Genomic DNA, 12,545 nt, shown 5'->3' with positions numbered 1-12,545 from the left:
AATGGCAGAGCCTCAAATTTCAAAAAGGTATTATTGTAGATGGTGGTATCGTGGGTTTTATGTCTTGACTTCCATAATTCTTCTTTTTCCTTTATGGTATATTTATTTAAATATCAATGACATATATATCTTTAATCCGCCATTATGGGGTAAACTATTTCTTTATTTTATATCTGGTTTTGGAATTTTTTGGGGCTATCTAACTTCAAAAGAATATGATAATAAGACTTTTCTTGGGATAGAGCAGATTAAAAGATTTTTTAAAGAAAAAGCTTATATCTATACAGATAATGGTGTGTTAAAGACCGATGGTGTGCTTGGAATTATAAGACATCCATACTATTTTGCAGGTCTTTTGGTACTTTGGGGTAGAACTTTAAAGATAAAGGATTTAATTATAAATATAATCTTTACCTTTTATTTTATATTTGGAGCTCTTAATGAAGAAAGAAAGTTAATAGAATTGCATGGGGAAAAGTATATGGAATATAAAAGAAAAGTTCCAATGCTATTTCCTAATTTAAGATCTACTTTTAATAAGACTAAAAACAATTTATTTTAGTAGGGGCAGACCTATGTGTCTGTCTTTCTGATGCCCTAACACTATAAAAATGATAGATATTTGAATGCAAAAATCGAGTGATGGCAGTGAAAATATTTTCTTGCAAAAGATTGAAAAAGTGTGTAGAACTAACCTGCTATGTATAATAGCTAAAAATTTTAAGGATAAAACTATGATAACAAAAAATTCTGTAATTAAAATCTGCTACAGTGCGAGAAGTTTGGAAGGTGAGCTTCTGGATGCCACACCAGCTAATGAACCCCTCACATTTAACATCGGCAAGGGTGAGCTACCCGAAGAGATTGAAAAAAATCTTTTAGGGCTTAAAGAGGGAGACAAAAAAAAGGTCATTTTAACACCAGAAATGCTATTCGGTGATTGGATGGAGGAAAATGTTCTTACGATACCCAGGAGTCATATACCTGATGATGACGGACAGATACAGAAAAATAAGTTTATCGACCTAAGAGACAATGAAGGTAATATGTTTAGAGGGTTTGTGGTGGATATTACAGATGAAGGATATGTTATAGATTTTAATCACCCATTCGCGGGAAAAACTATAGAATACGATATCGAAATCATATCTGTAGAATGAAGAGAATAGATGTCAAAGTCCGATTAGAAAAAGATGCATCCCTTCCAGCATATGCCACAGATGGTGCGGCTGGAATGGATGTAAGGGCTATTGAGTCAGGTGTAATAAAGAAAAACGAAATCAAGCTTGTTAAAACAGGAATTTTTATGGAAATCCCCGAAGGGTACGAAGCCCAGGTCAGACCAAGAAGTGGTCTTGCTCTCAAACATGGAATCACAGTTTTGAATTCACCAGGCACCATTGATTCTGACTACAGGGGTGAAATCTGCCTTATACTTGCAAATTTTGGGAAAGAGGATTTTATTTTTCAGAAAGGTGATAGGCTTGCACAGATCGTTTTTTCCGAAGTTGTAAAGGCGGAATTTGTTCTGACAGATGAGCTTGGAAAGACTAAAAGAGATGAAGGGGGCTTTGGACACAGTGGAAGAAACTAAAGAGAAGATCTTTGTGTATGGGACGTTGAAAAAGGGAAAGCAGTTTAATTATCTATTGAGCAAAGCTAAATTTATTGGTGATGCTGAAACGGTAGAAAGGTACTCTTTATATTTTGACGGTATACCATATCTTGTAAAGTCTGATGAAGTTTCCTATGTGAAGGGTGAAGTTTACGATATTGATTCTGAAATGCTAAAAATGATAGATGCCTTTGAGGATCATCCAAATTACTATGTGAGGGAAAAGATTAAGGTAAAGCTAACAGGTGGGGATATTTTAAGCGTTTGGGCTTATTTTTTTCCGGAAAAGCGTGGAAAGCTCATAGAGACTGGTGAATATTGAATTGTTTTAAGTGTTTATAATTACGATAATCAAACATCAAACATATCATTGACATTATCATCTATTTTTAATACATTTCTTTTCATAAAATAAAGTTACCGGAGGTTGTTTTGGGTAGAATTTTTTCTATATCTATCAGTGAAAGAAAAGGGACTAAAAAAACAAATGTGGATAGTGCCTTTATTAGAGAAGATTTTGGAATAGAAGGGGATGCCCATGCAGGTTTTATCCATAGACAGATTAGTTTTCTTGCAAAAGAGAGCATCGAAAAGATGGTAAAACTTGGGTTGAATGTCAAAAGTGGTGACTTTGCAGAAAATATTACAACGGAAGGGATTGATCTCTGTAAGCTCAAGGTAGGTGATTCTATTTTAATAAATAATATAAATTTCGTTGTCTCCCAGATAGGTAAGATATGTCATCATCGTTGTGCTATCTATTATCAGGCAGGGGACTGTATAATGCCAAAAGAGGGGATATTTGCCGTAGTAAGAGGTAATGGTGAGGTCAAGGTGGGGGATCCCATTACTGTCAAGCCAAAAGAATTTCTGACTGTGGGTATTGTTACGTTAAGCGATAAAGGTAGTAGAGGGGAACGGGAAGATATTACCGGAAGAGAGATTGAAAAATATATCAAAACAAACTTTAAAACCTCTTTTATAAGAACTGAAATGATTCCGGATGAAAAAGATATTTTGGAAAACATACTGGTGGATTTCTGTGATTTGCAGAGATTCGACCTCATAATTACAAATGGTTCGACTGGGGTTTCACCAAGGGATATTGCCCCTGATGTAACTTTAAAGGTTATAGAAAAGAGATTACCTGGTTTTGAGGAAGCTATGCGGATGGAGAGTTTCAAAAAAACTCCAAGAGCACTTATTTCAAGAGCTATTTGTGGATTTAGAAGAGGTAGCTTGATAATTAATGTTCCGGGAAGTCCAAAGGGAGCAATTGAGAATCTTCAGGTAGTTTCTCCTGCAATAGAGCATACCATAGAGAAGATTCAGGGTAGTACCGTTGACTGTGCTGTGAACTAAGGTGTTTTCGATGAAACCTTTTTACGCTGCTATCGATGGGATAGATGGTTGTGGTAAAACTACTCAAATCAAAATGCTCTCAGATTACCTTGAGAGATTAAATATCCCTTTTTACGTTACCAAAGAGCCTGGCGGCACAGATATTGGTGGGATACTTCGGAAAATACTTATTTCAAAAGCTTATCATGTCGAGCCGGAGACGGAGCTTTTACTTTACTCAGCTGATAGGTTGGAGCATCAGAGGAAAGTGATCATACCCAATATGAAAAACGGTTACTCTGTTATTTCGGATAGATTTATATCTTCCACCTATGCTTATCAGGTGTTTGGAAGAGGCCTTGACCAAAGTTTGCTCGATTTTTTAAGGAATATATCGGTATCAATCTATCCGGATGTAACAATTATTATAGATATTGAACCGGCTGTGGCATTGGAAAGGGCTAAAAATAGGCTCAAAAAGCATGGTATGATGGAAAAGGAGGGGAAATTTGAGTCTCTTAACATCGATTTTTATGCAAAGGTCAGGGATGGTTTTCTGTGGTATGCTAATAATTTTAAGAATGTGGTTGTCCTGGATGGTAACAAAAGTATAGAAAGTCTCTTTGGTGATATAAAAAATAGAATAAACGAGTTTCTAAATGATATATGGGTTTGATAAATATATAAAGTATTTTGATGGAATCATTAAAAATAGGCGTTTTGCAAACGGATATATCTTTTATGGAGCCGAAGGGATAGGGAAAAAACTTTTTGCAAAAGAGGTTGCAAGGGTAGCTCTATGTAAAAAAGGTTCCTTTTTTAATGAAAATTGTGGCTGCGAATCCTGTATTTTAGTTAAAGCCAATAGCCATCCAGATTTGAATATCTACTCAAATGAGGGGGAGAGTAGCTTTGGTATTGATGAGATTCGTGAAATATCTGAAGGATCTTACATTTCTTCGTTTATGGGGGGGTATAAATTTTTTATATTAGACAATTTTCATCTATTGAAAAAAGAAGCGTGTAATGCTTTTTTAAAAACACTTGAAGAACCTGGTGAAAATACAGTTTTTTTCCTAATTACAAGTCAACTGGATAGAATAATACCAACTATTAAGTCAAGATGTATACATTTAAGATTTAATAGATTAGGCAATGATGATATAGTAAAGATCTTAAAAGAGTTGGGTTATAACGATGAAGTAATTGGTAACGTCCTTGATATATCTGATGGATCTGTATTGTTTGCTTTAAAACATATAAAATACCTATTCCCTGATGAATATGGTAGGGATAAAAAAGGTAAATTGAAGGGGATTAATGATAATTTCAACTGGGACGACATTATGGAACATGCATATAATCTTTTAAAAATGATTGAAAAGGATGATCTAAGATACTATATATTATTCCTGTTAGGAAGAGTAATAGAGATATATAAACAGAGGAAAGAGTATAAATACTTAATTCTTTTCGATAATCTTATGGAGATTTATAGAATGCTTGACTATAATGTAAACCTGCGTATACTAAGAGGGTATATTTTAACTAAAATTTATGGGGTTATAGGTGAAAAAATATAGAGCTACTGGTGTTGCTTTCAAAAAGGCTGGTAAAGTTTATGACTTTTTGACAAACGGTGTTGAATTAAAAGTGGGTGATTTTGCCATTGTTGAAACGGAAAAGGGGGAAGATATTGCAGTGGTGGTTTATCCTGATAGGGAGATAGAGGTTCCGGATGAACAGGTGATGAAAAATATACTGAGGAAGGCCACAGAGGAGGATTTAAAGAGGGCTTCGGACAACCGAAAGGATGAGCCGGAAGCTTTTAAAGAATGTAAAAAGCTCGTTAAAGAGCATGGGCTTCCTATGAAGTTGTTAAGGGCTGAATATACACTTGATAGAAAAAAGTTGACCTTTTATTTTACTGCAGATGGTAGAATAGATTTTAGACAGCTTGTGAAAGATCTGGCAAGGGTTTTCAAAACAAGAATCGAAATGAGACAGGTGGGTATCAGGGATGCCACTAAGATCCTGGGTGGTTTTGGAATATGTGGAAGAGACCTCTGCTGTGCGACTTTTTTGCGACATTTTGATAATATTTCAATAAAAATGGCAAAAGATCAGAATTTGTTGTTAAACCCTTCAAAAATCTCAGGTATCTGCGGGAGACTTATGTGTTGTCTTATGTATGAGAAGGATCTCTATGATGAGCAGGTGGCAGACGGAACAGAGTTTGTGGAGCTAAAAGATATTATAGATGATAATAGTGGAGGAAATATATGAATAAACCAACTTTTTACGTCACTACACCTATTTACTACGTAAATGACGTGCCTCATATCGGACATGCATATACCACAGTTGCCGCCGACGTAATCAGTAGATATAAGAGGCTATCTGGGTATGATGTTTTTTTCCTGACCGGTACTGATGAGCATGGCCAGAAGATAGAGATGGCGGCGGAAAAGCAAGGGATTACTCCAAAGCAGCTGGCGGATAAAGTGGTGGAAAGATTCAAAAATTTATGGATAAAACTGAATATTTCTTACGATAAATTCATAAGAACAACAGATGATTATCATAAAAAATCTGTGCAATACATTTTTAAAAAGATGATGGATAATGGGGATATCTATCAGGGGGAATATGAGGGATGGTACTGTACCCCCTGTGAAACCTATTGGACTGAAACGCAACTGCTTGATGGAAATTGCTGCCCTTCATGCCGAAGAGAGACGACGAAATTAAAAGAGCCGAGCTACTTTTTTAAAATGTCCAAATATCAGGATGCACTTTTAAAGCACATTGAGGAGAATCCGGAGTTTATAAAACCTGCATCCAGAAGAAATGAGATCATATCTTTTATAAAAGAGGGGCTACGGGATCTTTCCGTAAGTCGTGTTTCCTTTAAGTGGGGTATTCCGGTTCCCGATGATCCAAAACATGTGATATATGTATGGATCGATGCACTCACCAACTATATATCTGCCCTTGGGTATCCAAACGAAGACGATCTTTTTGGTAAATACTGGCCTGCAGATTTTCATATCGTGGGTAAAGATATATTACGTTTTCATACTGTTTACTGGCCCACCATGCTTATGAGTATTGGGGTACCTCTTCCAAAATCTGTTTTTGCACATGGGTGGTGGACTGTGGAAGGGCAGAAGATGTCAAAATCACTTGGTAATGCTATAGATCCTAGCTGGCTTGTGGATAAGTTTGGGGTTGATCAGATCAGATATTTTCTGATGAGGGAGGTGCCATTTGGTCTTGATGGTGATTTCTCTTTCAAGGCATTGATACACAGAATTAATGGGGATCTGTCAAACGATCTCGGCAATCTATTAAACCGCACACTTGGGATGCTGAATAGATATTTTGATGGAGTGGTTCAGCCGTATGTTGTGAGTGATACGGAGGATGATAGAATAGCAGATTTGATCGTCAGTGTTTTCAAAGATATGGATAGATATCTTCTGGATTTATCCTTTAATAAAGCTCTTGGATCTATTTGGGAACTTGTATCAGCACTAAATAAATATATCGATACTATGGCTCCCTGGAATCTTGCCAAAGATCCTTCCAAAAAAGATAGGCTTGGATCTGTGATTTATGTGGTACTGGATGGTATAAGAGCCCTCTCTCTTATGCTTTACCCATTTATGCCTGGTACTGCCCTTGAAATGAGAAGGCAGCTGAATACTAAAAGAGAGATTTTTAAATCAACCTTTGAAGAGCTGTGTAAGGTAAGAGTTTTAGAATCAGGACAAAAGATTGGGGAGGTGAAGCAGCTTTTCCCAAGAATTGATGAAGAAAATTTACAGCTTGAGATAAAAAAAGAGAATGAAGAAAGTAAACATTCGGAATTGGTGGACTACGATTATTTCTCAAAATTAGAACTCAGGGCTGGTAAGATATTGAATGCCGAGAAAGTGGAAAAATCTGAAAAACTTTTGAAATTGAAGGTGGATTTAGGAAGCGAACAGAGACAAATCATTGCAGGTATAGCAAAAAGTTATAATCCTAAAGATCTGGTTGGTAAGACCGTTGCCATTGTGGCTAATCTCAAACCCGCAAAGCTTATGGGGCTAACTTCGGAAGGGATGGTTCTGGCGGCCACCAGTGGTGATAGATATCACATATTAGAGTTGCCTGAAGATGTAAAGCCCGGGAGTGTTATTAAGTGATAATTGAAAAATTAGGCTCTGATAATTATAAACTTTTTCAGGATGAGCTAAAATTTATCAGAGAAAGTGGCCTCTTCTTCACGGACACTCATGCCCATCTTCATTTTGAAGAATTCAAAGATATAGATAGATTTGTGGAATCTGCACTGGAAAATGCTGTAAAACGAATAGTTACCATTGGTATAGATCTTGATGACTCTATCAAAGCAAAAGAAATTTCGGAAAAATACAAAAATATCTATTATACGTTGGGTTTTCATCCACATGATGCAAAAAAGTTTTCAAAAGATCTGCTTGTGGAGTTTCAAAAATATGTAACTGATAGAAAGATGCTGGCAGTGGGTGAGATAGGGCTTGATTTTTATCGGAATTTATCGGATATTGAGGTTCAGATCAAGGTTTTTGAGTATATGCTGGAATTTGCCAGGATAAACAGAAAACCTGTAATCATTCACAATAGAGATGCGTCAGATAAAGTTTCTGAAGTCATAGATTCTATCCTTGATGTGGATGAACGTATCGGTATTATACATTGCTTTAATGGTGATAAAAAATTTTTAAAATGGGCTTTAGATAAAGGCTTTTTTATATCCTATGCTGGTCCAATTACATTTAAAAAAGAGGATGAGCTAAGGGGTACTTTAAAATATGTTCCAATCGATAGGGTGTTTGTGGAGACCGATTGCCCTTACCTTACACCTTCACCTATGCGAGGAAAGATGAATGAACCTGCATATGTGGTTTTTAATGCTTATACTATTTCAAGAGTTAAAGATATCAGTTTATTTAAATTAGCAGAGGTGATAGAAAAAAGTTTTTTAAATCTTTTTGGTAAGGTGTATGAGTAAAATATTGCTTGTGGAAGATGACAAGTACAGCGCTGGTGGTATTATAGATCTTTTTACTTCTGAGGGATATGAGGTGGACCATGCTTTGAATGGCAAATCTGCATTTGAGCTTTTGAAAGACAATCAGTATAATCTTATCATTACTGATATAATGATGCCAGAGCTGGATGGAATAAAATTCTTGCACCGAATACGTTCTATCGGTATTGATACACCGGTTATAGTGATTACAGCATATGATACGACTGAAAACATAATGGCTGTCTATGATCTTGGTGCCGTTGAAATACTGGAAAAACCTTTTGATATAGACGATTTTTTGAAGTTGGTTCAGGATTTGCTAAAAGGTGAATGGAAAGAGTAATATTAATCTTTTGATGTTAATATGTTAATGAAGAATTTATTAATTTTTAATATATGTTTTAGATAAAATCTGCTTTTTTAGTTGTTTTTTGTTCGGATATTAATTACAATATAAAAAAAATGGGGGTTTATTATGATTGAGATTAAGAAAATTTTAGTTCCTACAGATTTTTCAGAAACATCAAGGTATGCTATGCAGTATGCCATTAATTTTGCAAAATCCTTCGGTGCTGAGCTTGAAATTGTACATGTTATTTTTGATGAAAGTCAGATTGTGGCGTTTTATTTACCTCAGGTTACCTTTCAGAATCTGGATCAGGAACTCGAAGAATCAGCAAAAAAACAGATGGAAGAGTTTATCGCTTCATTCCCTGAACTAAACGAGATCAGATATTCCACAAAAATGCTTAAAGGAACCGCATTTGTTGAGATAATAAGTGAAGCTAAGACATATGGTGCTGATATTATTATAATAGGTACCCACGGTAGAACAGGGATTGAACACGTATTGTTTGGTAGCACAGCCGAAAAGGTGGTGAGAAAGGCACCCTGTCCTGTATTCACAGTTAAACCTAAGAATTTTAATTTTAGATTGCCATAAGGAGTGATTATGCCACTTGTAAGAATAGAATTGTGGGCTGGAAAAAGTAAAGATCTAAAAGATGCCATTTCAAAAGATGTTACAGATGTTCTTGTGAAACATCTTGGATGTCCTTCAGAAGGTGTTACGATAGTTTTTGATGAGAGAGCAAAATCTGATTGGTATACGGCAGGTAAATCCCATGTTGAACTTCATCCGGATAAAAAATAGTTTTCAAGGGGGGGATTCCCCTCTTTTTTGTTGGAATAATATAAGATTTTTATGGATAAATTTTAAAAATTATAATATATATCATTAAGTAAGACACTAATAAAGAAATGTAAAGGGGTAGATGGCAAACGAAGGGATAATTATCCAGATAAGCAAGAGGCTTGATCTTTTTGTACCAGTTGCGGTCATCGGTATCATTTTAGTTATGATATTACCGGTGCATCCATTTTTGTTAGATATCTTTTTGACGTTGAGTATTAGTTTATCCGTGATGATTCTATTTGTATCTATATATGTTGAGGATACTCTTGATTTTTCTACATTTCCATCTGTTTTACTAATAGTGACATTATTCCGTCTTGCCCTGAATATAGCCACCACCAGAAGGATTCTGCTGTATGGTGCTGAAGGGGAGGATGCCGCAGGTTCTGTAATTATGGCATTTGGTCAGTTTGTGGTGGGTGGTGATTTTGTTGTGGGACTTATAATATTTATAATCCTGGTTATTATAAATTTTGTTGTTATTACAAAAGGTTCTGGTAGAGTAGCTGAAGTGGCTGCAAGGTTTACTCTGGATGCTATGCCAGGTAAACAGATGAGTATAGATGCCGACCTTAATGCGGGTATTATAGATGATAAAACCGCCAGGAGATTGAGGGAAGAGCTTCAGAAAAAAGCTGACTTTTATGGAGCAATGGATGGTGCCAGTAAATTTGTTAGAGGGGATGCTGTCGCTGGTCTTTTGATAACATTTATCAATATTATAGCAGGTCTTATCATAGGTGTTGTGAAATTTGGCATGCCTATTACTGAAGCATCAAAAAGGTTTACTATTCTTACAGTTGGGGATGGTCTTGTTAGCCAGATACCTGCTCTGATAGTTTCTACCGCTGCAGGTATAATTGTCACCAGATCGGGGGAGGATAAAGAGCTCAATTTGAATTTAGTTGACCAAATGTTCAAAAGTTATAAGGTACTTAGGCTTTCCGGTTATGTACTGCTATTTTTAGGGCTTATTCCGGGGTTGCCTAAGATCTCTTTTTTCATAATTGGTGGTTTGTTGATTGGAATAAGCTATACCGTAAAAAGTGCCAAAGTGGTGTCTGAAAAACAGGAAGAAAAAGCTGAAGATAAAGGTAAAGCTGAAGCCAATGAAGATGAAGATGTGAAAAGTTTGCTTGAAATGGATGTTATGGAGCTGGAGATCGGATTTAATCTCATATCCCTGGTGGATCCAGCCCAGGGGGGGACTTTGCTCAATAGAATAAAATCTGTAAGAAGACAGATAGCCCTTGAAATGGGTTTTATAGTTCCTCCCATCAGGATAAGGGATAATTTACAGCTTGAATCAAATAGTTATGTGATCTTAATAAAAGGTGTCAAGGTGGTCACCGGTAGTGTGATGATAGGGAAATATCTGGCTATGGCCGGGGATGGTGATTTGAACCAGATAAACGGTATCCCCACCAAAGAGCCTGCATTTGGTATAGATGCAAAATGGGTGGATGAAGAGGAGAAGGAGAGGGCTGTTCTGGAAGGTTTTACAGTAGTGGATCCTACCACGGTTATAGTTACTCATCTAACTGAAGTGATAAAATCAAATGCCCATGAGATTGTTGGTAGACAGGAGCTCATGGAGCTTCTGGATAAGGTAAAAGAGAAATCGGCAAAACTTGTGGATGATCTAATTCCTAATATACTTGATCTTGGCTCTGTACATAGGGTCATCCTGAATCTTTTAAAGGAAAGGGTTTCAATAAGGAACCTCCCTACAATTCTTGAAACACTTGCCACGTATGGTGTTCAGAATAAAGATGTGGATCTTTTGACGGAAAGGGTTAGATATGTTTTGAGAAGACAGATTACAGAGTCTATACTTGCTCCGGATGGTACGCTATATCTTTTTACTCTTAATTCTCAAATAGAGCAATTACTTGCCAAGAATATTCAGATGACTGAGGATGGTAGAGAGATCGTTTTAGATCCTAGTATTGCCCAGAAGATTTTAAGTGCCATTATAGGTAAAGTAGATGAGGTTACTTCTAAAGGGATTCCTGCAAATCTTGTCATCTCTCCACCGATTCGAATTGCATTTAGAAGGTTTGTGGAAAAATTTGTAAAAAATATAAATATTATATCTCATAATGAGATTGCTGATAATGTAAGGATTGAATCTTTGGGGTCGTTGGAGATTGAGCTATGAAGATAAAAAAGTATGAAGTTTACGATATGAAAGAGGCGTTGGCTCTCATAAAAAAGGAGTTGGGGCCTGATGCTGTTATTCTATCCACAAGAAAGATAAATAAGCCAAGCGGCTATGGGATCTTTTCTAAACCTATGATAGAGGTAACAGCTGCAGTTGATTACGATGCAAAGAAAGAATATAGGGCTCCTGTAAACAATAGATTTTCTGAGATAGAAAAAGAAAAATCTATAGATAATACTGATAAAATTGCAGAAATAATAAATAGCCTAGGGCTTAATAAATTTGAGTCCCTTGTTAATGATGTCCTTGATATAAAGAAACAGATTATGGAGATGAAATCGGTAATTTCGGAAAATGTGGTGGCGGATGTGGAGCCCCATTTAAAAGAGATATACCAGACTCTCACCAAAAATGGCGTAGATGAAATGATTGTTTATAAATTCCTAAAAAAGGTGGAAAATAGAGTCCCTGCCAATACAGGTAAGATGCAGACCAAGAATATCATAGTGCAACTTTTATCTGAGCTTATTCCGGTTGAGAAGGATTATTTTTCAAGTATCAGACAAAAGGTACTGGCTCTTGTGGGGCCAACAGGTGTGGGGAAAACCACCACTATTGCAAAAATTGCAGCAAATTTAGCATTAAAACTACAGAAAAAGGTCTGTTTGATTTCAGTGGATACCTTTAGAATAGGTGCTGTGGAGCAGCTTAAAACCTATTCAGAAATTATCGATGTTCCTCTTTATGTTGCTTCAAATCCTGCAGATCTTGAAGAGATTATTGCTGAAGTGAAGCATTACGATTACATACTACTGGACTCGATGGGTAGGAGCCAGTTTGATACAGAGCAGATTACAGATCTAAAAAAATTTATGGATGTTAGTCCATTGATCTCTGTTGCTTTAGTGATGTCTATGAGCAGCAACCATATTGAGCTTTATGATATATACGATAGATACTCTAAATTAATGCCAAATTTTGTGATTTTTACAAAGCTTGATGAAACGAGGTATTTTGGTCCACTTGTGAATATTCCTCTAATAAAAAAGATTCCGATTATGCTTCTTTCCACTGGGCAAAATGTTCCGGATGATATGGAGATACCAGATGGCAAAAAGATTGCTAAAATGGTATTAAACGAAATACCTATTCAGTGGAGAGATTAAAT

15 protein-coding genes are annotated in these 12,545 nt (G+C 36.1%); all 15 read left to right on the top strand.

What is annotated here, in order from left to right:
* The first annotated feature begins 1 nt into the window (after window position 1).
* The 15 genes from ACP5Q2_RS03650 to flhF all read left to right on the top strand — a co-directional run bounded on the left by ACP5Q2_RS03650 (window position 2) and on the right by flhF (window position 12,543).
* Complete coding sequence (locus ACP5Q2_RS03650; protein WP_428097323.1) at window positions 2–562, top strand: methyltransferase family protein; 561 nt, start codon at window positions 2–4, stop codon at window positions 560–562.
* A gap of 64 nt (window positions 563–626) precedes the next feature.
* Complete coding sequence (locus tag ACP5Q2_RS03645; protein ID WP_428097320.1) at window positions 627–1,160, top strand: FKBP-type peptidyl-prolyl cis-trans isomerase; 534 nt, start codon at window positions 627–629, stop codon at window positions 1,158–1,160.
* Window positions 1,157–1,594, top strand: coding sequence for a dUTP diphosphatase (gene dut, locus ACP5Q2_RS03640; protein ID WP_428097317.1), 438 nt, complete (start codon window positions 1,157–1,159; stop codon window positions 1,592–1,594). Before ACP5Q2_RS03645 ends, dut begins: the two co-directional genes overlap by 4 nt.
* Complete coding sequence (locus ACP5Q2_RS03635; protein WP_424605640.1) at window positions 1,581–1,937, top strand: gamma-glutamylcyclotransferase family protein; 357 nt, start codon at window positions 1,581–1,583, stop codon at window positions 1,935–1,937. Before dut ends, ACP5Q2_RS03635 begins: the two co-directional genes overlap by 14 nt.
* Window positions 1,938–2,047: 110 nt before the next feature.
* Window positions 2,048–2,977: a molybdenum cofactor synthesis domain-containing protein gene (locus ACP5Q2_RS03630; protein WP_428097313.1), complete on the top strand. Its 930-nt coding sequence runs from the start codon at window positions 2,048–2,050 to the stop codon at window positions 2,975–2,977.
* 10 nt (window positions 2,978–2,987) lie between these two features.
* Complete coding sequence (gene tmk, locus ACP5Q2_RS03625; RefSeq protein WP_428097310.1) at window positions 2,988–3,632, top strand: dTMP kinase; 645 nt, start codon at window positions 2,988–2,990, stop codon at window positions 3,630–3,632.
* Window positions 3,616–4,539, top strand: coding sequence for a hypothetical protein (locus ACP5Q2_RS03620; protein ID WP_428097307.1), 924 nt, complete (start codon window positions 3,616–3,618; stop codon window positions 4,537–4,539). The genes tmk and ACP5Q2_RS03620 overlap by 17 nt, the downstream gene beginning before the upstream one ends.
* Window positions 4,526–5,242 carry a PSP1 domain-containing protein gene (locus ACP5Q2_RS03615; protein ID WP_424605536.1) on the top strand — a complete coding sequence of 239 codons (717 nt, stop codon included), beginning with the start codon at window positions 4,526–4,528 and terminating at the stop codon, window positions 5,240–5,242. Before ACP5Q2_RS03620 ends, ACP5Q2_RS03615 begins: the two co-directional genes overlap by 14 nt.
* Window positions 5,239–7,149, top strand: coding sequence for a methionine--tRNA ligase (metG, locus tag ACP5Q2_RS03610; protein ID WP_428097304.1), 1,911 nt, complete (start codon window positions 5,239–5,241; stop codon window positions 7,147–7,149). Before ACP5Q2_RS03615 ends, metG begins: the two co-directional genes overlap by 4 nt.
* A complete protein-coding gene (locus ACP5Q2_RS03605) occupies window positions 7,146–7,997 on the top strand; it encodes a TatD family hydrolase (protein WP_424605538.1) in 852 nt (283 codons plus the stop codon). The genes metG and ACP5Q2_RS03605 overlap by 4 nt, the downstream gene beginning before the upstream one ends.
* On the top strand, window positions 7,990–8,361 hold the full coding sequence (locus tag ACP5Q2_RS03600; RefSeq protein WP_428097301.1) for a response regulator transcription factor: 372 nt from the start codon (window positions 7,990–7,992) through the stop codon (window positions 8,359–8,361). Before ACP5Q2_RS03605 ends, ACP5Q2_RS03600 begins: the two co-directional genes overlap by 8 nt.
* Window positions 8,362–8,493: 132 nt before the next feature.
* A complete protein-coding gene (locus ACP5Q2_RS03595; protein ID WP_424605540.1) occupies window positions 8,494–8,961 on the top strand; it encodes a universal stress protein in 468 nt (155 codons plus the stop codon).
* 9 nt (window positions 8,962–8,970) lie between these two features.
* Window positions 8,971–9,171 (top strand): tautomerase family protein, encoded by a 201-nt coding sequence (locus ACP5Q2_RS03590; RefSeq protein ID WP_424605541.1) that lies wholly within the window; start codon window positions 8,971–8,973, stop codon window positions 9,169–9,171.
* A 121-nt stretch (window positions 9,172–9,292) separates the two neighbouring features.
* Window positions 9,293–11,374, top strand: coding sequence for a flagellar biosynthesis protein FlhA (gene flhA / locus ACP5Q2_RS03585; RefSeq protein WP_428097298.1), 2,082 nt, complete (start codon window positions 9,293–9,295; stop codon window positions 11,372–11,374).
* On the top strand, window positions 11,371–12,543 hold the full coding sequence (gene flhF / locus ACP5Q2_RS03580; protein ID WP_424605543.1) for a flagellar biosynthesis protein FlhF: 1,173 nt from the start codon (window positions 11,371–11,373) through the stop codon (window positions 12,541–12,543). Before flhA ends, flhF begins: the two co-directional genes overlap by 4 nt.
* The last annotated feature ends 2 nt before the right edge of the window (window positions 12,544–12,545 follow it).

Source organism: Calditerrivibrio sp. (genome assembly GCF_049968475.1).
Classification (GTDB): Bacteria; Chrysiogenota; Deferribacteres; order Deferribacterales; family Calditerrivibrionaceae; genus Calditerrivibrio; species Calditerrivibrio nitroreducens_A.
The sequence above is the reverse complement of the archived record's forward strand: the minus strand, read 5'-3'. Positions and strand labels throughout refer to the sequence as shown.

Excerpts from the sequence above, each read along its gene's own strand:
- flhA (WP_428097298.1), top strand. The coding sequence starts at position 9,293 with ATGGCAAACGAAGGGATAATTATCCAGATAAGCAAGAGGCTTGATCTT.
- flhF (WP_424605543.1), top strand. The coding sequence starts at position 11,371 with ATGAAGATAAAAAAGTATGAAGTTTACGATATGAAAGAGGCGTTGGCT.
- tmk (WP_428097310.1), top strand. The coding sequence starts at position 2,988 with ATGAAACCTTTTTACGCTGCTATCGATGGGATAGATGGTTGTGGTAAA.
- ACP5Q2_RS03650 (WP_428097323.1), top strand. The coding sequence starts at position 2 with ATGGCAGAGCCTCAAATTTCAAAAAGGTATTATTGTAGATGGTGGTAT.
- ACP5Q2_RS03600 (WP_428097301.1), top strand. The coding sequence starts at position 7,990 with ATGAGTAAAATATTGCTTGTGGAAGATGACAAGTACAGCGCTGGTGGT.
- ACP5Q2_RS03590 (WP_424605541.1), top strand. The coding sequence starts at position 8,971 with ATGCCACTTGTAAGAATAGAATTGTGGGCTGGAAAAAGTAAAGATCTA.
- ACP5Q2_RS03595 (WP_424605540.1), top strand. The coding sequence starts at position 8,494 with ATGATTGAGATTAAGAAAATTTTAGTTCCTACAGATTTTTCAGAAACA.
- dut (WP_428097317.1), top strand. The coding sequence starts at position 1,157 with ATGAAGAGAATAGATGTCAAAGTCCGATTAGAAAAAGATGCATCCCTT.
- ACP5Q2_RS03645 (WP_428097320.1), top strand. The coding sequence starts at position 627 with ATGCAAAAATCGAGTGATGGCAGTGAAAATATTTTCTTGCAAAAGATT.
- ACP5Q2_RS03620 (WP_428097307.1), top strand. The coding sequence starts at position 3,616 with ATGATATATGGGTTTGATAAATATATAAAGTATTTTGATGGAATCATT.
- metG (WP_428097304.1), top strand. The coding sequence starts at position 5,239 with ATGAATAAACCAACTTTTTACGTCACTACACCTATTTACTACGTAAAT.